At 71.2% G+C, this 18920-nt stretch carries 15 protein-coding genes; 9 read left to right on the plus strand and 6 right to left on the minus strand.

Translation table 11 applies throughout. The features are described 5' to 3' along the window. Nucleotides 1-285: 285 nt before the first annotated feature. Nucleotides 286-1737 carry a bifunctional 2-methylcitrate dehydratase/aconitate hydratase gene (locus E2169_RS07530; RefSeq protein WP_132986026.1) on the minus strand — a complete coding sequence of 484 codons (1452 nt, stop codon included), beginning with the start codon at nucleotides 1735-1737 and terminating at the stop codon, nucleotides 286-288. A gap of 136 nt (nucleotides 1738-1873) precedes the next feature. On the opposite strand from E2169_RS07530, the gene iadA reads away from it, so the two are divergent. The 6 genes from iadA (at nucleotide 1874) to E2169_RS07560 (ending at nucleotide 10590) form a co-directional block, all read left to right on the plus strand. Beyond that, complete coding sequence (gene iadA, locus E2169_RS07535; RefSeq protein ID WP_132986027.1) at nucleotides 1874-3067, plus strand: beta-aspartyl-peptidase; 1194 nt, start codon at nucleotides 1874-1876, stop codon at nucleotides 3065-3067. Then, entirely contained in the window at nucleotides 3067-3906 is an 840-nt protein-coding gene (locus tag E2169_RS07540; protein ID WP_132986028.1) for a cyanophycinase, read from the plus strand. Before iadA ends, E2169_RS07540 begins: the two co-directional genes overlap by 1 nt. Nucleotides 3907-3920: 14 nt before the next feature. Beyond that, nucleotides 3921-6707 carry a cyanophycin synthetase gene (gene cphA / locus E2169_RS07545; RefSeq protein ID WP_132986029.1) on the plus strand — a complete coding sequence of 929 codons (2787 nt, stop codon included), beginning with the start codon at nucleotides 3921-3923 and terminating at the stop codon, nucleotides 6705-6707. 64 nt (nucleotides 6708-6771) lie between these two features. Further along, nucleotides 6772-8574, plus strand: a complete 1803-nt coding sequence (locus E2169_RS07550) for a Mur ligase family protein (protein ID WP_132986030.1) — start codon at nucleotides 6772-6774, stop codon at nucleotides 8572-8574. Nucleotides 8575-8743: 169 nt separating this feature from the next. Then, a complete protein-coding gene (locus E2169_RS07555) occupies nucleotides 8744-9169 on the plus strand; it encodes a DUF2231 domain-containing protein (RefSeq protein WP_132986031.1) in 426 nt (141 codons plus the stop codon). After that, nucleotides 9166-10590: a PQQ-dependent sugar dehydrogenase gene (locus E2169_RS07560; protein ID WP_132986032.1), complete on the plus strand. Its 1425-nt coding sequence runs from the start codon at nucleotides 9166-9168 to the stop codon at nucleotides 10588-10590. Before E2169_RS07555 ends, E2169_RS07560 begins: the two co-directional genes overlap by 4 nt. On the opposite strand, the gene E2169_RS07565 is transcribed toward E2169_RS07560, so the two are convergent. From E2169_RS07565 to glmS, 5 genes are all read right to left on the minus strand, one after another. After that, nucleotides 10587-11099, minus strand: coding sequence for a DUF2894 domain-containing protein (locus tag E2169_RS07565; RefSeq protein WP_132986033.1), 513 nt, complete (start codon nucleotides 11097-11099; stop codon nucleotides 10587-10589). The two genes, E2169_RS07560 and E2169_RS07565, sit on opposite strands and share 4 nt — an antisense overlap. Beyond that, nucleotides 11089-11736 (minus strand): OmpA family protein, encoded by a 648-nt coding sequence (locus tag E2169_RS07570; RefSeq protein WP_132986034.1) that lies wholly within the window; start codon nucleotides 11734-11736, stop codon nucleotides 11089-11091. The genes E2169_RS07565 and E2169_RS07570 overlap by 11 nt, the downstream gene beginning before the upstream one ends. Next, a complete protein-coding gene (locus E2169_RS07575) occupies nucleotides 11733-13724 on the minus strand; it encodes a DUF802 domain-containing protein (protein ID WP_132986035.1) in 1992 nt (663 codons plus the stop codon). The genes E2169_RS07570 and E2169_RS07575 overlap by 4 nt, the downstream gene beginning before the upstream one ends. Beyond that, nucleotides 13721-14488, minus strand: coding sequence for a DUF3348 family protein (locus E2169_RS07580; RefSeq protein ID WP_132986036.1), 768 nt, complete (start codon nucleotides 14486-14488; stop codon nucleotides 13721-13723). Before E2169_RS07580 ends, E2169_RS07575 begins: the two co-directional genes overlap by 4 nt. 96 nt (nucleotides 14489-14584) lie before the next feature. Continuing rightward, the gene (glmS, locus tag E2169_RS07585) at nucleotides 14585-16414 is read right to left on the minus strand and encodes a glutamine--fructose-6-phosphate transaminase (isomerizing) (RefSeq protein WP_132986037.1); all 1830 of its coding nucleotides are present in this window, start codon (nucleotides 16412-16414) and stop codon (nucleotides 14585-14587) included. A gap of 193 nt (nucleotides 16415-16607) precedes the next feature. On the opposite strand from glmS, the gene E2169_RS07590 reads away from it, so the two are divergent. From E2169_RS07590 to E2169_RS07600, 3 genes are read left to right on the plus strand one after another with little or no spacing between them, the layout of a single operon-like run. Beyond that, nucleotides 16608-17909, plus strand: a complete 1302-nt coding sequence (locus E2169_RS07590) for an efflux RND transporter periplasmic adaptor subunit (RefSeq protein WP_132986038.1) — start codon at nucleotides 16608-16610, stop codon at nucleotides 17907-17909. 2 nt (nucleotides 17910-17911) lie between these two features. Beyond that, nucleotides 17912-18127, plus strand: a complete 216-nt coding sequence (locus E2169_RS07595) for a hypothetical protein (RefSeq protein ID WP_132986039.1) — start codon at nucleotides 17912-17914, stop codon at nucleotides 18125-18127. A 38-nt stretch (nucleotides 18128-18165) separates the two neighbouring features. Then, nucleotides 18166-18918: an ABC transporter ATP-binding protein gene (locus tag E2169_RS07600; RefSeq protein ID WP_132986376.1), complete on the plus strand. Its 753-nt coding sequence runs from the start codon at nucleotides 18166-18168 to the stop codon at nucleotides 18916-18918. The last annotated feature ends 2 nt before the right edge of the window (nucleotides 18919-18920 follow it).

An 18920-nucleotide genomic window follows, 5' to 3' on the forward strand; every position in this document is an offset into this window, starting at 1 on the left:
CGGCATCCGCCTGGCGGCGGATGCCTCCTCCTTGACTTCCCCGCGAAGGCCTCCCGGCCACGGCGGGGCTCGGCGTTGTTGCAACTGCGCGAGATGCCCGCTTTGCTCCTGGGGCCACCGCGCACTGCTGCGCACCGGGGGCCAAGGCCCTTGAGAGCGAAGTCAAGGAGGAGGCGATGGCCGCAAGGCCATTGCCGGGGGACATGAGCACTCAAGGGCCTTGGCACCCGGCGCCCGAGAGTATCAATGGCGCGCCATTCCCTCAGTCGGGAGATGAACCTCTTCTCAGATCACGTAGAGATCGACGTATGCATGGACCGGCATGGCCTCCAGCGTGGCCTGGTCGAGGCTCGCGGCCAGGATTGCCCGCTGCTGCCGCGCCGGAAAGCGCCGCGCCAGGTTTCTGCGGAACTTGGCTTCCAGCAACGGGATGCCCTCCGCGCGCCGCCGCGGGTGTCCGACCGGGTATTCCACCGCGACTTCGGCAAGCCCGGTGCCGTCTTTGAACTCCAGGGCCAGCGCATTCGCGATGCTGCGCTTGTCCGGGTCGTGGTAGTCGGCGGTGTACTGCGGGTCTTCGACGCAGGTGATTTTCGCGCGCAGCGCGTCGATGCGCGGATCGGCGGCGACGTCGTCCTCGTAGTCGCTGGCGGCCAGCCGCCCGAAGACCAGCGCCACCGCGACCATGTACTGGATGCAGTGGTCGCGGTCGGCCGGATTGTCCAGCGGACCCTGCTTGTCGATGATGCGGATGCAGGCTTCCTGCGTGCGGATGGTGATCGCCGCGATGTCGTCGACGCCCTTGCCGGCGGCCGCCATCTGCCCGTGCAGGACCAGCGCCGCCTCGACCGCGGTCTGGCCGTGGAACTCGGCCGGGAAGCTGATCTTGAACAGCACGTTCTCCATCACGTAGCTGCCGTAGGGCCGCTGGAAGCGGAAGGGCCGGCCCTTGAACGACACGTCGTAGAAGCCCCAGGCCGGCGCGGTCAGCGCACCCGGATAGCCCATTTCGCCGGTGGCGGCGATCAGTGCCAGGCGCACCGCGCGGCTGGTCGCGTCACCCGCGGCCCAGGACTTGCGGCTGCCGGTGTTGGGCGCGTGCCGGTAGGTGCGCAGGCTCTGTCCGTCCACCCAGGCCAGCGACACCGCGTTGAGGATCGCGTCGCACGACAGGCCCAGCAGCCAGGCCACCACCGCGGTCGACGCCACCTTGACCAGCACCACGTGGTCCAGGCCGACCTTGTTGAAGCTGTTCTCCAGCGCCAGGCAGCCCTGGATCTCGTGCGCCTTGACCATCGCCGCCAGCACGTCCTTCATCGACAGCGGCGGCTTGCCGGCGGCGACGGCGCTGCGGCTCAGCCAGTCGGCCACAGCGAGGATGCCGCCAAGGTTGTCCGACGGATGCCCCCACTCGGCCGCAAGCCAGGTGTCGTTGAAGTCCAGCCAGCGGACCATGGTCCCGATGTCGAAGGCCGCCTGCACCGGGTCCAGCTGGAAGCGCGTGCCGGGCACCTTGGCCCCGTGCGGCACGACCGTTCCGGGCACGACGGGACCCAGCAGCCTGGTGCAGGCCGGATACTCCAGCGCCTCCAGGCCACAGCCCAGGGTGTCGATCAGGCAGTTGCGCGCGATCGCCCAGGCCAGCGGCGACTCGATGTCGTATCCGGTGACGTAGTCGACGATGTCGACCATCGCCTGGTCGGGTTCGGGGCGGACATTGCTGATGTGCGTGGACATGATGGGCTTCGCGTGCGGCAGTGCCCCGAACCTACTCCCCCATTGCCGGCTTCTCCATTGCAGGCCACTCACATCGCCCCGGATGCATGGCTTCAGCGCGCTTGACGCCATGCCCGGCGCATTCCAACCTGCCGCGATGAATACAACGCTGGTCCGCAACGCGGACGTGTATGCGCCCGAAGCGCTGGGGCGTCGGGACCTGCTGCTGGGTGGCGGAAAGGTGCTGTGGATCGGCACCGATGCGCCCGACCTGCCCGCGGCCTTCGGCGCGGAAACCGTCGACCTGGGCGGCCATCGCCTGCTGCCTGGCCTGGTCGACGGCCATGTGCACGTCACCGGCGGCGGCGGCGAAGCCGGGTTTGCCAGCCGCGTGCCGGCACCGATGCTGTCGCGCTACACCCGCAGCGGGGTGACCACCGTCGTCGGCCTGTTGGGCACCGACGACGTGGCACGCGGCACCCGGGAGCTGGTCGCGCAGGTCAACGCGCTGCGCGAGGAAGGCCTGTCCGCCTACGGGCTTGCCGGCGGCTACCACCTGCCACCGGCCACGCTGACCGGCAGCGTGCGCGCCGACCTGGCCTTCATCGACTGCCTGATCGGCGTCGGCGAACTGGCGATCAGCGACCACCGCTCCAGCCAGCCGACGCTTGAAGAACTGCTGCGCGTCGCCTCCGAAGCGCACGTGGCCGGGCTGATGACCGGCAAGGCCGGCATCGTCCACCTGCACCTGGGCGACGGGCCGCGCGGGCTGGACCTGGTGCGCCGCGCGCTCGACGAAAGCGAGTTGCCGGCGCGCGTGTTCAACCCGACCCACGTCAACCGCCGCAAGGCGCTGTTCGAAGAAGCGATCGAACTGGCGCGCCGCGGCTGCACGATCGACATCACCGCCTTCCCGGTCGCCAAGGGCGAAGACGCATGGAGCGCGGCCGACGCGCTGGTCCGCTACCTCGACAGCGGTGCGCCGCGCGGGCGCGTCACCATCAGCTCCGACGCCGGCGGCTGCCTGCCCTGCTTCGATGCGCAGGGCCGGGTGAGCAGCATGGACGTCGGCCACTCCGGCGCGCTGCTTGAAACGCTGCGCGAACTGCTGGCCCGGGGCGTCCCGCTGGAGGACGCATCGCCGGCCTTCACCGGCAACGTCGCCGACCTGCTGCGCCTGCCGTCCAAGGGGCGGATCGCGGCCGGCGCCGACGCCGACCTGGTGGCGCTCGACGACGACGGCGCGGTCGCGCACGTGTTCGCCGGCGGCCGTCTCCACCTGCGGGATGGAGCCGTCGTACGCCATGGTACGTTCGAAAAAATGGATCCCCAGGACAACAGGAGCAATTGATGCCGAGCAAACCCCCCGACGGGGAGCACCGCGGCTGGATCATCCCGATCGGCGGCGCAGAGGACAAGGACACCAACCCGCGCATCCTCCAGCGCTTCGTCGATCTCAGCGGCGGCAGCGAAGCCGACATCGTGGTCATCCCGACCGCCAGCCGGCTCAATGAAACCGGCCTGCGCTACGAGACGCTGTTCAGCGGGATGGGCGCGGCCCGCGTCTCGGTCCTGGACTTCGACACCCGCCGCGACTGCCAGGAACCCAACCGGCTGGCGCGACTGGCGGAGGCCAGCGGCATCTTCTTCACCGGCGGCAACCAGCTGCGCCTGTCCACCATCCTCGGCGGCACCGACGTGGCGCGCACGGTCCGGCAGCGCAATGCCCAGGGCGTGGCCGTGGCCGGCACCAGCGCCGGCGCCGGCTTCCTGAGCGAGCACATGATCGCGTTCGGCAAGGAGGGTTCGTCGCCGCGCGCCAGCAGCGTGCGGCTCGCGCCCGGACTCGGCCTGACCAACCGCTTCGTGATCGACCAGCACTTCCGCCAGCGCGACCGCCTCGGCCGGCTCAGCGCCGCCCTGGCCTACAACCCGTTCGCGATCGGGATCGGCCTGGACGAGGACACCGCGGCCTTCATTTCCCCCGACGACACCCTGGAGGTCGAGGGCAGCGGCGCGGTCACCGTGGTCGACGCCCACGACCTGCAGTTCTCGTCGATCGCCCACGCCGACGAGGACGACCCCGTGTGCATGCTCGGCCTGGGCGTGCATATATTGATTGCCGGCGCCACGTTCAACCTGCATACGCGGCGGGCATCTGCCGGACGCCTCGCCACCCGCAAGACCTGACCAGGGACACATCCATGCGCATTCTCGAACGCTCCGTCTATGTTGGTCCGTCCCTGCATGCGCATTTCCCGGTCATCCGGCTGCTGCTGGACCTCGGCGAGCTCGAACAGTGGCCCACGGCGCGCCTGGGCCCGGACTTCATCGACGGGCTGCTCGCCGCCCTGCCCGGCCTGGCCGAGCACGGCTGCTCCTACCGCGAGCCCGGCGGATTCCTGCGTCGCATGCGGGAAGACGAAGGCACCTGGCTCGGGCACGTGTTCGAGCACGTGGCGATCGAGCTGCAGAACATCGCCGGCGAGGACGTCACCTTCGGCAAGACCCGCAGCGTCGACGACCGCCCGGGCGTCTACACGGTGGTCTACGAGTACGTCCAGCGCGAGGAAGGCATCGCCGCCGGCGAGCTGGCGATGCGCCTGGTCTGCTCGCTGCTGCCCGACGCGATCCGCCCCGAAGGCAGCGTGCCCGCGGACTGGCAGTGGGAAGACGCACGCGACGACTTCATCCGCTACGCCCAGCGGCGCGCGCTGGGTCCGTCCACCGCCTCGCTGGTGCGCGCGGCCGAAGAGCGCGGCATTCCGTGGCTGCGCCTCAACGAACGCTCGCTGATCCAGTTCGGCCACGGCCGCTACCAGCAGCGCATCCAGGCCACCGTGACCGGATTGACGCCGCACATCGCCGTGGAGCTGGCCAGCGACAAGGAAGAGACCAACAAGATCCTCGCCTCGCTCGGCCTGCCCGTGCCGCGGCAAGTGCTGGTCACCAGCCAGACCGATGCGCTCAAGGCCGCGCGCAGGCTCGGCGGCCCGGTCGTGCTCAAGCCGTACAACGGCAACCACGGCCGCGGCATCACCATCAACATCACCGACGACGACGAGATCCGCACCGCCTTCGTGGCCGCGCAGGAGCACTCGCGCTCGGTGATCGTGGAAACCTTCCAGCCCGGCGACGACCACCGCCTGCTGGTGATCAACGGCGAGCTGGTCGCCGCCACCCGGCGCACCCCCGGCCACGTGGTCGGCGACGGCCGCGGCACGATCGCCGAACTGGTCGAACGCGTGAACCAGGATCCGCGCCGCGGCGTCGGCCACGAAAAAGTGCTGACCCGGCTCGAGCTCGACCGCGAGGCGGGCCTGATGATGGAGCGCGTCGGCCATAGCGCGGACTCGGTGCCGGCCGTCGACGAGATCGTGTTCCTGCGCTCGACCGCCAACCTCTCCACCGGCGGCACCGCCACCGACGTCACCGATGTCATCCACCCCGACAACCGCGAGATGGCGGTGCGCGCGGTGCGTGCGATCGGCCTGGACGTGGGCGGCGTGGATTTCATCAGCCCCGACATCACCGAAAGCCATCGGCGCATCGGCGGCGCGATCTGCGAGGTCAACGCCGCGCCCGGCTTCCGCATGCACGTGGCGCCGAGCGAAGGCACGCCGCGCGACGCCGCCGGGCCGGTGATCGACATGCTGTTCCCGCCGGGCTCGCCGGCGCGGGTGCCGATCGCCGCGGTCACCGGCACCAACGGCAAGACCACCACCGCGCGCATGCTGGCGCACATCGCCAAGATGGCCGGACACACCCCGGGGCTGACCACCACCGACGGCGTCTACATCGACGGCCAGCGCACGGTCGAGGGCGACATGACCGGCCCGGTGTCGGCGCGCATGGTGCTGCGCGACCCGACCATCGACCTGGCGGTGCTGGAGACCGCGCGCGGCGGCCTGCTGCGCGCCGGCATGGGCGTGACCGCGGTCGACGTGGGCGCGGTGATCAACGTGCAGCCCGACCACCTCGGGCTCAAGGGCATCGACACGCTCGAGCAGCTGGCCGAGATCAAGCGCATCGTGGTCGAGGTGGCCCAGGAGTGCGCCGTGCTCAACGCCGACGACACCAACGTGCTGCGCATGTCGGGCTACACCAAAGCCCGCAGCATCTGCTACGTGACCATGAACCCAGGCCACGGCCTGGTGCGCGAGCACGTGCGCGCCGGCGGCCGCGCCTGCGCGCTGGAGGAAGGCGTCAACGGCCACATGATCACGCTCTACGACAAGGGCAACCACATCCCGCTGCTGTGGACCCACCTGATCCCGGCCACGCTGGAAGGCCGCGCCCTGCACAACGTGCAGAACGCGATGTTCGCGGCGTCCATGGCCTTCGCGATGGGACTCAAGCTCGACGACATCCGCCACGGCCTGCGCACCTTCGACACCACGTTCTTCCAGGCACCCGGGCGGATGAACGTGTTCAGCGAACACCCGTTCAAGGTGCTGTTCGACTACGCCCACAACGCACACGCCGTCGGCGTGATGGCCGACCTGGCGCAGCGCCTGGACGTGGAGGGGCGGCGGATCGTGGTGGTGGCCGGGCCCGGCGACCGCCGCGACGGCGACCTGGTCGCGATCGCGCAGGCGGTGGCCGGCCGATTCGACCATTACATCTGTCGCCGCGACGACAACCTGCGCGGCCGCGACGGCGACGAGGTGCCGGACATCATCGCCCAGGCCCTGCGCGAGGCCGGTGTCGGCGAGGAGGCGATCTCGGTCATCCCCGATGAACAGCAGGCCATCGATGCCGCCCTGCGCATGGGTGTGTCCGGCGACCTGCTGCTGGTCTTCGCGGACGCACTCGCGCGCTCGTGGAAACAGGTCACGAAGTTCAAGCCCGAAGGCGCCGCGGCCGGTCCCGCCAGGGCCGTGCAGCCGCCGCTGCCCGTCGTCGACATCGAGGAGCCTGCCTACGACATGGAAGGGCTGGTGCGCGATGAGCGCGGCCTGGTGTTTGCCCCGGAAGAGGACAGCGACTGACGCCAGCGCCGCACGCGCCCGCCTGACCGGCTGACCGCAGGCGCGAACGAAGCGCCACGCCACGATGACGACCGAAACCACTCCACCGCCCTTCGACGACTCCCGCCGCCTGACCGGCCCCAACCTGTATTTCGCCGAACCCGGCGCGGTACTGGAGACGGAGATCGGCACGCCGGTCGCGCCTGCGCTGATCGATGCCTGGACGCAGCGGATCGGCCGCGCGCGCGCCGCGCTCGGCTGGCCAGAGACAAGCATCGTGGTGCGCGAACACGCCAGCGGCGCCAGCCTCGCCTTCACCGCGCCCGCCGACCTCCTCTACACCGCCACCGAGGTCAACGAATGGGCCTGGCTGTCCGCGCTTGCCGACGCCGGCATCGACACCGGCGAACCCGCACTGCAGCCTGGCCACGCACCGCTCGGCGACGACGACGAGTCACTGCGCATCCTGCGCGCCGCCGCAGCCGCCGAACGCCTTCCCGCTCTTCGCGCTCTTCGCGAGGGCGCTCTTGCCCACGGCCTGCCGCTGCTGCTCGACGACGAGCAGCTGTCGATCGGCACCGGCACCGGCAGCCTCACCTGGGACAACCACGCGCTGCCGCAGCCCGGCGATGTGCCCTGGGATCGGCTGCACGCGATCCCGGTGGCCCTGGTCACCGGCTCCAACGGCAAGACCACCACCGTGCGCCTGCTCACCGCGATCGCCATCGCCCACGGCTGGCACACCGCCAACAGCTGCACCGACGGCATCTACCTCGACGGCGCGCTGATCGAAGGCGGCGACTACTCGGGCCCGGGCGGCGCCCGCAGCCTGCTGCGCAACCGCCAGGCGCAGGCGGCGATCCTGGAGACCGCGCGCGGCGGCCTGCTGCGCCGCGGGCTGGGCATCGACCGCGCCGACGTGGCGCTGGTCACCAACGTCAGCCCCGACCACTTCGGCGAATACGGCATCCACGACCTCGACGGCCTGGCACAGGTGAAGCTGACCGTGGCCCGCGCCGTCGGCGCCGACGGCGTCCTGGTGCTCAACGCCGACAACGCACCCCTGCGACGCCATGCCACCGATGTCGATACGCCGCTGGCGTGGTTCTCCGTCGACGACGACCACCCGCTCCTGCAGCAGGCGCGCGCAGAGGGCCGCCGCAGCTGCGGCGTGCGCGACGGCAGGCTGTGGCTGTTCGACGGCACGGCCGCGCACGACCTCGGCGCGATCGCCGACATGCCGCTCACCCTGGGCGGACTGGCCGCGCACAACGTGCAGAACTGCGCCGCCGCCGCGCTCACCGCCGCATGCCTGGGAGTCGAAGCCGGCACCATCGGCAGCGTGCTCGCGCGCTTCGGCAGCGCCCACGGCGACAATCCCGGCCGCCTGCAGCGCTGGACCCTGGGCGGGGGCGTACAGGTCTACGTCGACTACGCGCACAACCCCGACGGCCTGCAGCACCTGCTCGGACTGGTCCGTCAGGCGCACCGCGAAGGCGGCCGCCTGCACCTGCTGCTGGGCCAGGCCGGCGACCGCAGCGACGACGCCATCGCCGATCTCGCCGCCACCGCCGCGGCGAACCACCCGGACCGGGTCGTGCTCAAGGACATGGATGGCTATCTGCGCGGCCGCGAAAGCGGCGCGGTGGCGCGGCTGCTGCGCGAAGCGCTGGTCCGCCACGGCGTCGCGGACGATGCCATCGTCGAGTGCCTGGACGAGACCGAGGCCGCACGCCGGATCCTCGGCGACGCAGGCCCCGGCGACAGCCTGGTCCTGCCCGTGCACGGCGCCGCCGGCCGCGGCCAGGTCACCGCCCTGCTCGACCGGCTGCAGGAGCAGGGCTGGGCTGCGGGCGATCCTGTTCCAGGGACGGGCAACCCGGGATAGCGCCGTTTCGTCCCCCAGGAAACCGCCCGGGTCAAGGGGACGCAGCGTCCCGGCGTCATGCACGCGGCCGTCAACTCCCACGCCGTAAGATGAACAGGCATCACATCCCCGCGGGGATGCACACCCATTCCCACTGGACGCCGATGGCGTCCTTCCAGGAGGACCGACCATGGTCGCCACCGTCGAACGCCGGTACGCCCCCCCATTCCATCCGCTCCACGTCCTGTTGCTGGGCGGCGTCGTCACCCTGTTCCTGGGCGCCCTGCTGAGCGACATCGGCTACGCGCGCACCTACGAGATCCAGTGGAACAACTTCGCCTCGTGGCTGATCGCCGGCGGACTCGTGCTGGCCGGCATCGCCGTGGTCTGCGCGCTGATCGGCCTCGCGCCTTCGCGCCGCACCCGCAACACGGTGCTGCATGCCGTGCTGCTGCTGGCGACGTGGATCGTCGGCTTCTTCAACGCGCTCATGCATGCCCGCGACGCATGGGCGAGCATGCCCGGCGGCCTGGTGCTGTCGGTGATCGTCGTCGTGCTCGCCTGCGTGGCGACCTGCTTCGCCGTCTGCGCACCGCGCACCGGAGGTGTGAAATGAACCGTATCAGCCTGCTCGCAGTCGCTGCCGCCGCCCTGACGCTGGGCGCCTGCAACCCCGATCCCGGCCCCCTGCAGTACGGGGCGGAGCCCGAGCTGCCCGATCCCAAGCGCGGTCTGCTGCCGCAGATGGTGATCGCCGACCCCTCCGCCTGGGGCGACAGGCTGCCGGTCGTGCCCGAGGGCTACGAAGTCCGCGCGATCGCCACCGACCTGCTGATCCCGCGACAGACGCTGGTGCTGCCCAACGGCGACATCCTCGTGGCCGAAGGCCGCGGCGGCAACGCGCCCGCGCTGAAGCCCAAGGACATCATCGCCGGCCCGATCAAGGCCGCCGGTACCACGCGGGTGAAGGGCGGAAACCGCCTGACCCTGCTGCGCGACGCCGACGGCGACGGCAACTACGAGCTGCAGACCGTGTTCGCCGACAAGCTCAACGCACCCTACGGAATGGCGCTGATAGGCGACAAGCTCTACGTCGCCAACCAGGACGCCGTGGTGCGCTTCGACTACAGCCCGGGCCAGACCCAGGCCAGCGCCGCGACGCCGGCAACGCTCACCGAGCTGCCTTCGGAGATCAACCACCACTGGACCAAGGCGATGGCCGCCAGCGCCGATGGCCGCTTCCTGTACGTCGGCATCGGTTCCAACAGCAACATCACCGAGCGCGGCATGGTCGCCGAGGCCAATCGCGCCCTGGTCTGGGAGATCGACGCTGAAACCGGCATGCACCGTCCCTACGCCACCGGCCTGCGCAACCCCACCGCGCTGGCGATCCAGCCAGGCAGCGGACAGCTGTGGGCCGTGGTCAACGAGCGCGACGAGATCGGCCCGGACCTGGTGCCCGACTACCTGACCTCGGTGCGCGAGGGCGGCTTCTACGGCTGGCCCTGGGCCTACTGGGGCCAGAACGTGGATGACCGCGTGCGGCCCGAGAACCCCGAAAAGGTCGCGGCATCGATCACGCCCGATTACAGCCTCGGTGCCCACGTGGCTTCGCTCGGTGTCGACTTCTCCTCCGCCGCGATGGGCCCGCAGTTCGCCGATGGCGCCTTCGTCGGCATGCACGGCAGCTGGAACCGCTCCGAGCCGGTGGGCTACAAGGTGGTCTTCGTGCCGTTCCAGAACGGCCGGCCGGCCGGCGATCCGATCGACTTCGCCACCGGCTTCCGCGACGACGACGGCACCACCCGCGGCCGCCCCGTGGGCGTGACCGTGGATCCGCGCGGCGCGGTGATCATCGCCGACGACCTGGCGAACATCATCTGGCGGGTGTCGCGGGTGGGTGGCGCGGCCGCCGCGCCGGCCGACGCACTGGAAGCGGCGCCCGCCGATGCCGACCCGGGCGCGAATCCAGAAGGTGCCGCGGCGGATGATGCCGCGGCGGACGCTCCAGCCGTGCCGGAGCCGGAACAGCCCTAGGCCGGCCCGTTCGGAACAGTGCCCCGGGCCGCGCGCGCGCGGCCCTTGGCACGCTTCCTTCCCGCCGCCGGCGCATCCGTGCCGGACGGCATCGCCTGACCCTGCAGGTCCTGCAGGCAGGCAAGCGCATCCACGTAGGCGGTGAAGTGCCGCAGGTAGCCGGGCGATTCCTCCCGCATCAGCACCAGCGTGCGATGCACCAGGGTGCTGGAGTTGAGAGGCCCCGCACCGGCAGGCGCGGGCGCCAGCGCGCGGCGCACCTGCTCTTCCATGCGCAGCCCTGCCCACAGGGCGCGGAAGCCCTGCAGCGCCGGCAGCTCCGGCCAGGCTGCGCGGCCCTGCAGGCTCGCGGCGGCGGCGAGCGCGTCGCGCTCGTTCGCCCACTGCTCCAACGCACCCAGCAATCCGCCGAGCGCTGACGCCGAGGGCGTGCGCCGCTGGCCTGACGGCACGCCGTCGTCTCCGCCGGATACCTCCGGCACGACGCCCTCGCGAACGCTATCGGCCATGGGGCGCCTGCTGCCGGCCCTGCCGCGGCACCGGCGCCATTTCCACGCGGCGGTTGCGTGCCCGGCCGTCCTCGTCGGCGTTCGAATCCACGGGATGCCCGGCGCCAAAGGCCGCGGCGAACACCGACGACGCCGGCACGCCCTGCGCGATCAGGGCGCGGGTCACGGTCAGCGCGCGCTGCGCCGACAGCTCCCAGTTGTCCGCGAACTGGCGGTTGCCGCCGCGGATCTGGCGGTCGTCGGTGAAGCCGCTGACCATCAGGATCTCGTCGCGCGAAGCCAGGAAGTCCGCGAGCGGCCCCGCCAGGCTTTCCAGCAGGTCCCGGCCCTCGGGCTGCAGGCGGTCGGAGTTGAGCGCGAACAGCACGCTGCCGCTGATCCCGATGCGGCCATCGACCAGGGTGATGCGGCCGCTGGCCAGCGGCGCGGCCAGCGCCTGCTCCAGCGTCTCGCGGCGCTGCTGTTCGGCCTGTCGCTGCGCGACCTCTTCCTCCAGCCGCGACTCCAGGTGCAGCTGCACGCCGATCACGCCGACCAGGATCAGCACGAACACGCCCAGCAGCACCGACATCAGGTCGCCGAACGCGGCCCAGACGGGCACCGCCGAATCGGCGTCGCCGTCGATCTCCAGGCTCATGCCGCGTCGGCTCCGGCGCGCGCGCCCGGCAGCTGGCGCAGCTCGCCGATGATCTGCTTCTGCGCCAGCACGCTCAGGTCCACGACCTCGCGGGCCTGGGCCACGTAATAGGCCAGCTGCTCGTCGCTGCGCGTGCCCGATGCCTCGAGCGCGGCGGCGATGCCCTCCAGCCGCTCCGTCAGCCGTGCATGGCTTTCGCCGAACTGCTGCACGGCGCCGGCGAGCGACTCGCCCAGGCCGGCCACGCCGATCGCACCGGCGTCCAGGCGCGCGGCGGCGGCATCGATCGCGCCGGCGCCGGCGTCCGCCTGGTCGCTGAAGCGCGCGCCGGCCTGCTCCAGCAGGGACGACGCGGTGGAGACCAGCGCATCGATGGCGCCGCGCTGCTCGGTGGACGCATGGTTCACGGCGCCGAGCAGGGTGTCCAGCGTCTCCATCAGCTGGGTGCGCTCGGCGAGCATGGCGGTGTCGCGCACCATGCTGTCCGACAGCTTCTGTCGCAGCTCGGCCACCACCTCGGCCGCCGCGCGCGGCGCCTCCGAGGCCGCCTCCACCAGGGTGGAGATCTCGGCGATGATCGCGGCGGCCTGCGCCTGCGACTGCGCGCCGATGTCCGCCACCTGTCCACGCCAGGCCTCCAGGCGCTGCCCGTCGGCCTCGGCCAGCGTGGCCTGCAGGCGCGCATGCGAGCCTTCGACCTCGTGGAGCAGCGTCGTGGCCTGCGCCGCGAACCCGGCCGTGGCCGCATCCAGCGCCTGCCGGTGCTGCTCCGCCAGGCCGGCGTGCTGTGCCTGCTGCCGCGCAAGCGCCTCGTCCCAGGCCGCGCCCACCTGCAGCGCCGTGGCGTCCAGGCGCGAGGACACGTCGTCGAGCAGCGCGCCCGAGCGCTGCACGAAGCGTTCACCGGCGACGTCCAGGCTCTCGCGCAGCGCCTGCGCCAGGGCCTGCTTCGACGCTGCCTGCTCGTCCAGCGCTTGCTGCCAGAGCGCGATCGCCGCGCTGGCGTTGGCATCGAAACCAGCGCCGAGCGCGGCCAGCTGCCGGTCCACGGCGCCGGCGACGGTGGTATGGAGCTGCGCCGCCTCGCGCGTGAGTGTCTCCATGGCCGCTGCCACCGCCGGCTGCACGGCCCCGGCCGCCGCGCGCGCGCTGTCGGCCGCGCTGCGCTCGAGCGACTGCGCCATGGTGTCGGCCAGCCGCTGGTAGGCCGCCGCCGTCCCGGCGTGGAACGCTTCCTGCTGTCCGGCCTGCCGCGCGTGCGCCGCCTGCGCCTGCTGCTCCAGCGCGTCCGTCATCATCTGCAGGCGGTCGACCAGCGCCGGCATGGCGCCGGCCTGCAGCTGCATCAACCGCAGCGCCTCGTCGCGCTGGTGCGCCCGCGAATGCACGCGCAGGCTGGTCGCGACCGCCGCGTCGAGTCCACGCACGGCCGCCGCGCGCTCGCGGCGGCACAGGGCCGACAGCAGGCCCAGCATCGCCGAGGTCGCCACGCCTGCGATCGACGTGCCGAAGGCGACGCCCAGGCCCTCCACCGGCGCGGCCAGGGAATCGCGCACCGCCTGCAGATCGCTGGCCGACTGCAGCGCCATGCCGGTGCCACGCAGGGTCAGCAGCATGCCCAGCAGGGTGCCGAGCATGCCCAGCAGCACCAGCATGCCGACCAGGTAGGGCGTGAGCGCCGGCGCCGGCAGCGGCGCCTGCCCGCCTTCGATGCGCATGCGCACCGCGGTGCGCAGCGAGGCGTCGAGGCGGTCCAGCCAGGTGGCGAGCGGGTCCGGAGGCTCCGGCGGCGCAGCGAGCGCAGCCACCAGGGTCGCGCTCGCCTGGCGGTAGCGGTACAGCTCGAGACCGCCGACGAGGTAGAGCACGCCGATCAGGGCGGTGACCGCCAGCGCAGGCGCATGGGTACCGACGTAGCCCGCGCCGATCCAGCACACGGCCAGCAGGCCGGCGGCGAAGACGAATCCGTTCAGGAAGGTTTTGTTCATGCGTCCAGTCGTGGGCTGCGAAGCGCTGCCAGCAGCGCTTCGATGGGTTGGAAACGGAGGTCGAGCTCGGCCAGCAGCACCTGCCTGGCCTCGCTGCGGAAGCTGGCGCGCCAGGCACCGGAGCCCGCGGCGGACGACCGCTCGACCGCGCCATGCAAGGCGTGCAGGCGCTCGAAGCGCGCCACCAGTGCCGGGACGACGGGGGCCAGCAGTGCGTGCTCGCGCGGTGCCAGCAGGCCTTCCATCGCCGCATCGATGCCTGCCAGCCGCGCGTGGCCGGCCGGCCCCTGCGCAAGGCGCTCGCGCAGGTCACCGCGCAGGCGCCCGGTCGCGGCCTGCATGTCGCGCTGCAGCCCCTGGCAATGGCGCAGCACCGCGGCGGCCCCGGCCGCGGCACCGGTGCCGGTCTCGGCCGGGCGTGGGCGCAGCGGCAGGGTCCAGTCGCGGGCGTCGTCGGTGATCGCGTCCTCCAGCGCGGCGCGCCGGCGCCGGTAGTCGTCGGCGATGCGCGCGTCCGCGTCGTCCGGGGAGCCGGTGGCGGTTGCCGCGCCTGCGTCCGTCCCAGCCACATCGGCGCCCGGGACGGACGCAGGCGCGTCATCAAGGACACGCGACAGCGCCACCGCCCGCTGCCAGTCCAGCCAGTCACCCAGCCTGTCCGCGGCCGAGTGGGTGGGTGGCGTGGCATGCAGCCCCGTCAACCGCGCCAGAAGGCGGGCCAGGGAGGCGCCGGGAACAGGCGCCGGGGTTTGGACTTGCAGCATGCGATGGCCAAAAAACGACCATTTTAGCGCGCACCGGGTGCGAAGAAGACCCGGTTCCCCGGGTCTTCGATCACGCCCCCGGCTTGTCCGTCCCGCTTACTCGACGGTCACGCTCTTCGCCAGGTTCCGCGGCTTGTCGACGTCCGTCCCGCGCGCAAGCGCGGTGTGGTACGCCAGCAGTTGCACCGGGATCGTATGCACGATCGGGCTCAGCACGCCGACGTGGCGCGGGGTGCGGATCACGTGCACGCCCTCGCTCTCGCTGAAGTTGCTGTCGGCGTCGGTGAACACGAACAGCTCGCCGCCGCGCGCGCGCACTTCCTGCATGTTCGACTTCACCTTCTCCAGCAGGCTGTCGTTGGGCGCGATCACCACCACCGGCATGGCGTCGTCGACCAGCGCCAGCGGGCCGTGCTTGAGCTCGCCGGCGGGATAGGCCTCGGCGTGGATGTACGAGATCTCCTTGAGCTTGAGCGCGCCCTCGAGCGCGATCGGGTAGTGCACGCCGCGGCCCAGGAACAGCGCGTGATGCCGGGGCGTGAAGCTTTCCGACCACAGCGCGATCTGCGGTTCCAGGTTCAGCGCGTGCTGCACGCTGCCGGGCAGGTGGCGCAGTGCTTCGATGTATTCCGCTTCCTTCTCTTCCGACAGCCGGCCGTTGAGCTTGGCAAGCGTTGCCGCCAGCGCGAACAGGCCCACCAGCTGGGTGGTGAAGGCCTTGGTCGAGGCGACGCCGATCTCGGCGCCGGCGCGGGTGTAGAACACCAGCTTGCTGGCGCGCGGGATCGCGCTTTCAGGCACGTTGCAGATCGACAGCGTGTGTTCGTGGCCGAGCGACTTGGCGTACTTCAGCGCTTCCATGGTGTCGAGCGTTTCGCCCGACTGGGAAATGGTGACCACCAGGTGCTTCGGGTTGGCCACCGCGGTGCGGTAGCGGTACTCGCTGGCGATCTCGACGCTGCACGGCAGCCCGCTGATCGCCTCGATCCAGTAGCGCGCCACGGAGCCGGAATAGAAGCTGGTACCGCAGGCGAGGATCTGCACGCCCTCGATCCCGCGCAGCACGGCCTCGGCATCCTTGCCGAACAGCGTGGGCTCGAACACACCGGCGTCGATGATCGCCTCCATGGTGTCGCCCAGCGCGCGCGGCTGCTCGTGGATCTCCTTCTGCATGAAGTGCCGGTAGGGGCCCAGCTCCAGCGACGACAGCGAGACGTCGGACAGGTGCTCCTCGCGCAGCACCGGCTGGTCGTCGCCGTCGAACACCTGGACGCCGTCGCGCCTGACCTCGGCGGTGTCGCCCTCTTCCAGGAAGATCACGCGGCGCGTGGCCTGCAGGATGGCGGAGACGTCGGAGGCGACGAAGTTCTCGCCCTCGCCCAGGCCGATGAGCAGCGGGCAGCCCATGCGCGCGCAGACCATGCGCCCGGGCTCCTTGCGGCTCACCACGGCCAGCGCGTAGGCGCCATGCAGCTCCTTGACCGCGCGCTGCAGCGCGCCGAGCAGGTCGTCGCCACCCTGCAGGTAATGGTGGATCAGGTGCGCGATGACCTCGGTGTCGGTCTGCGACTCGAACGCGTAGCCCATCGCCATCAGCCGCTCGCGCTGCTGTTCGTGGTTCTCGATGATGCCGTTGTGCACCAGCGCGACGCCGTGGCTGACGTGCGGATGGGCATTGGATTCGGTGACGCCGCCGTGGGTGGCCCAGCGGGTATGGCCGATGCCGAGCGTGGCGCTGAAGCCTTCGGAGCCGGCGGCACCTTCCATTTCGGCCACGCGCCCGGTGCGGCGCACGCGACGGATGTCGGAGCCGTCGACGACGGCGATGCCGGCGGAATCGTAGCCGCGGTACTCGAGACGCTTGAGTCCTTCGATGAGGACAGGAACCACATCGCGATCCGCGATCGCGCCGACGATGCCGCACATAGGTGATGGACCCCTTGGTTGGGAACTTCACAGTCTAACGGCGAAAGGCCCCGCGGCCGTCCGGGCGGACAGTCCGGGTGTCCGCGCGGACAGGCGGACACCGGCTACGCACTCAGCAAAATCAACGACTTGAAGTTGGCACGGGACTTGCACCTCTGAGGGCAGACAACCCGCTTCTGAAGACACGACCTCCATGGACCCGACCCGCGCCCGTATCCGCGACACCTCCGGCCAGGACCGCACCGCGGCCGCCGCGCCTGCCGCGCGCCGCCTCCTGCGCAAGCCCTGGGCAGTGGGCGCCGTGGCCGCCGCGCTGCTGCTGGTGCTCGCGGCCTGGGTCGCGGCGGGCTGGAGCAGCGGTGGCCGGTCCTACGACGCCTCGCGCCTGCGCATCGCCCAGGTGACGCGCGGAGACCTGGTCCGCGACCTCTCCGCCGACGGCCGCGTGATCGCCGCCAACAGCCCGACGCTGTACGCGATCGCCGGCGGCACCGTGGCGCTCAAGGTCGTGGCCGGCGACCCCGTGGAAAAGGGCCAGGAGCTGGCGGTGATCGACAGCCCCGAACTGCGCAGCAAGCTGGTGCAGGAAGAATCCACCCTGGCCAGCCTGCAGGGCGAGGCCAACCGCGCCGTGCTCGACGCGCAGCTCACCCGGTCGGATGCGCAGAAGGCACTCGACCAGGCCATGATCGAACAGGTCGCCGCGCAGCGCGACGTCGAGCGCTACAAGCGCGCCTTCGAGGGCGGCGCGGTATCGCGCAACGATTACGACCGCGCGCTCGACGGCCTGAAGAAGGCCGGGATCGGCGTGGCCGCGGCGAGGCAGGACTTCTCGCTGCAGGGCCGGGGCGCCGGCATCGACGCCGGCAACAAGCGCCTGATGGCCGAACGCCAGCAGGCGGTCGTGGACGAACTGAGCCGCCAGGTGGATGCGCTCACGCTGCGCGCGCCCTTCGACGGCCAGGTCGGCCAGGTGCAGATCGCGCAGGGCACCAACGTGGCCGCCAACGCGCCGATCCTGGGCGTGGTCGACCTCTCGCAGTTCGAGGTCGAGATCAGGGTGCCGGAAAGCTTCGCCCGCGACCTCGGCATCGGCATGCCGGCGCAGGTGACCAGCGTCGGCAAGCAGTGGGCGGCCGAGATCTCGGCGGTGTCGCCGGAAGTCGTCAACGGCGAGGTCAACGCACGGCTGCGTTTCGCCGACGGCCAGCAGCCACCCGGGCTGCGCCAGAACCAGCGGCTGTCGGCGCGCATCGTGATGGACACGCGCGAGGACGTGCTGATGGTCGAGCGCGGCCCCTTCCTCGAGCAGGACGGCGGCAGCTTCGCCTACGTGATCGTGGATGGCAGCGCGCAGCGGCGCGCGATCCAGGCGGGCGCATCCAGCCTGTCCGCCGTCGAGATCGTTTCAGGGCTGCAGGCCGGCGAACGCATCGTCGTGTCGGGCAGCGACCAGTTCCAGCAGGCGGACCGCGTCCGCATTTCCGGAGATTGACCATGTACGCAACGACCGGCTTCCCCCACCACCTGCACTGGAGTTCGTTCGAACTGGCCGACGCCGTGCCGCGCCGGCTGAGCGAGCTCTACCGATTCGACGTCCGGCTCGATGCACCCGGGCTGGCCTGCGCCAACAACGGCGACGCCCGGCGCGGCCGCACCACGCACCACTACCTGCCGGCATCGACCCTCCCCGACATGTTCCGCATCGACTGATGTCCACCGCCACGCCCATCGAACAAGGATCCACCGCCATGCTGGACATGCGCCAGGTCACCAAGGTCTACCGCACCGAACTGGTCGAGACGCACGCGCTGCGCTCGCTCGACCTGAGCGTGAAGGAGGGCGAGTTCGTCGCCGTCACCGGGCCATCGGGCTCGGGCAAGACCACCTTCCTCAACATCGCCGGCCTGCTGGAGACCTTCACCGGCGGCGAGTTCCTGCTCGACGGCGAGGACGTGCGCGGGCTCTCGGACAACCAGCGCAGCAAGCTGCGCAACCAGAAGATCGGCTTCATCTTCCAGGGCTTCAACCTGATCCCGGACCTGAACCTGTTCGACAACGTCGACGTGCCGCTGCGCTACCGCGGCATGCCGGCCAACGAGCGCAAGCTGCGCATCGAGGACGCGCTGGGCATGGTCGGGCTGGGCTCGCGCATGAAGCACTTCCCGGCGGAGCTGTCGGGCGGCCAGCAGCAGCGCGCCGCGATCGCACGCGCGCTTGCAGGCAGTCCCCGCCTGCTGCTGGCCGACGAACCCACCGGCAACCTGGACACGCAGATGGCGCGCAGCGTGCTGGAGCTGCTGGAGGACATCAACCAGCAGGGCACGACCATCATCATGGTCACCCACGACCCCGAGCTGGCCGCGCGCGCGCACCGCAACGTGCACATCGTCGACGGCATGGCCACCGACCTGTCGGCGGAGCCGAGCCTGACGCGTGCCGCGCGCGCCGAACGCATTGCAGCCGGCGCCACCGCCGAAGCCGGCATGGCTTCGGGCGACTGAGG

Source organism: Luteimonas terricola (genome assembly GCF_004352845.1).
GTDB classification, from domain to species: domain Bacteria; phylum Pseudomonadota; class Gammaproteobacteria; order Xanthomonadales; family Xanthomonadaceae; genus Luteimonas; species Luteimonas terricola.

Bases quoted from the DNA above. Each gene is read 5' to 3' on its own strand.
- E2169_RS07550 (WP_132986030.1), top strand. From the start codon at position 6,772: ATGACGACCGAAACCACTCCACCGCCCTTCGACGACTCCCGCCGCCTG.
- E2169_RS07580 (WP_132986036.1), bottom strand. From the start codon at position 14,488: ATGCTGCAAGTCCAAACCCCGGCGCCTGTTCCCGGCGCCTCCCTGGCC.
- E2169_RS07560 (WP_132986032.1), top strand. From the start codon at position 9,166: ATGAACCGTATCAGCCTGCTCGCAGTCGCTGCCGCCGCCCTGACGCTG.
- E2169_RS07600 (WP_132986376.1), top strand. From the start codon at position 18,166: ATGCTGGACATGCGCCAGGTCACCAAGGTCTACCGCACCGAACTGGTC.
- E2169_RS07570 (WP_132986034.1), bottom strand. From the start codon at position 11,736: ATGAGCCTGGAGATCGACGGCGACGCCGATTCGGCGGTGCCCGTCTGG.
- cphA (WP_132986029.1), top strand. From the start codon at position 3,921: ATGCGCATTCTCGAACGCTCCGTCTATGTTGGTCCGTCCCTGCATGCG.
- E2169_RS07575 (WP_132986035.1), bottom strand. From the start codon at position 13,724: ATGAACAAAACCTTCCTGAACGGATTCGTCTTCGCCGCCGGCCTGCTG.
- E2169_RS07590 (WP_132986038.1), top strand. From the start codon at position 16,608: ATGGACCCGACCCGCGCCCGTATCCGCGACACCTCCGGCCAGGACCGC.
- E2169_RS07595 (WP_132986039.1), top strand. From the start codon at position 17,912: ATGTACGCAACGACCGGCTTCCCCCACCACCTGCACTGGAGTTCGTTC.
- E2169_RS07565 (WP_132986033.1), bottom strand. From the start codon at position 11,099: ATGGCCGATAGCGTTCGCGAGGGCGTCGTGCCGGAGGTATCCGGCGGA.
- E2169_RS07555 (WP_132986031.1), top strand. From the start codon at position 8,744: ATGGTCGCCACCGTCGAACGCCGGTACGCCCCCCCATTCCATCCGCTC.
- E2169_RS07530 (WP_132986026.1), bottom strand. From the start codon at position 1,737: ATGTCCACGCACATCAGCAATGTCCGCCCCGAACCCGACCAGGCGATG.
- E2169_RS07540 (WP_132986028.1), top strand. From the start codon at position 3,067: ATGCCGAGCAAACCCCCCGACGGGGAGCACCGCGGCTGGATCATCCCG.
- glmS (WP_132986037.1), bottom strand. From the start codon at position 16,414: ATGTGCGGCATCGTCGGCGCGATCGCGGATCGCGATGTGGTTCCTGTC.
- iadA (WP_132986027.1), top strand. From the start codon at position 1,874: ATGAATACAACGCTGGTCCGCAACGCGGACGTGTATGCGCCCGAAGCG.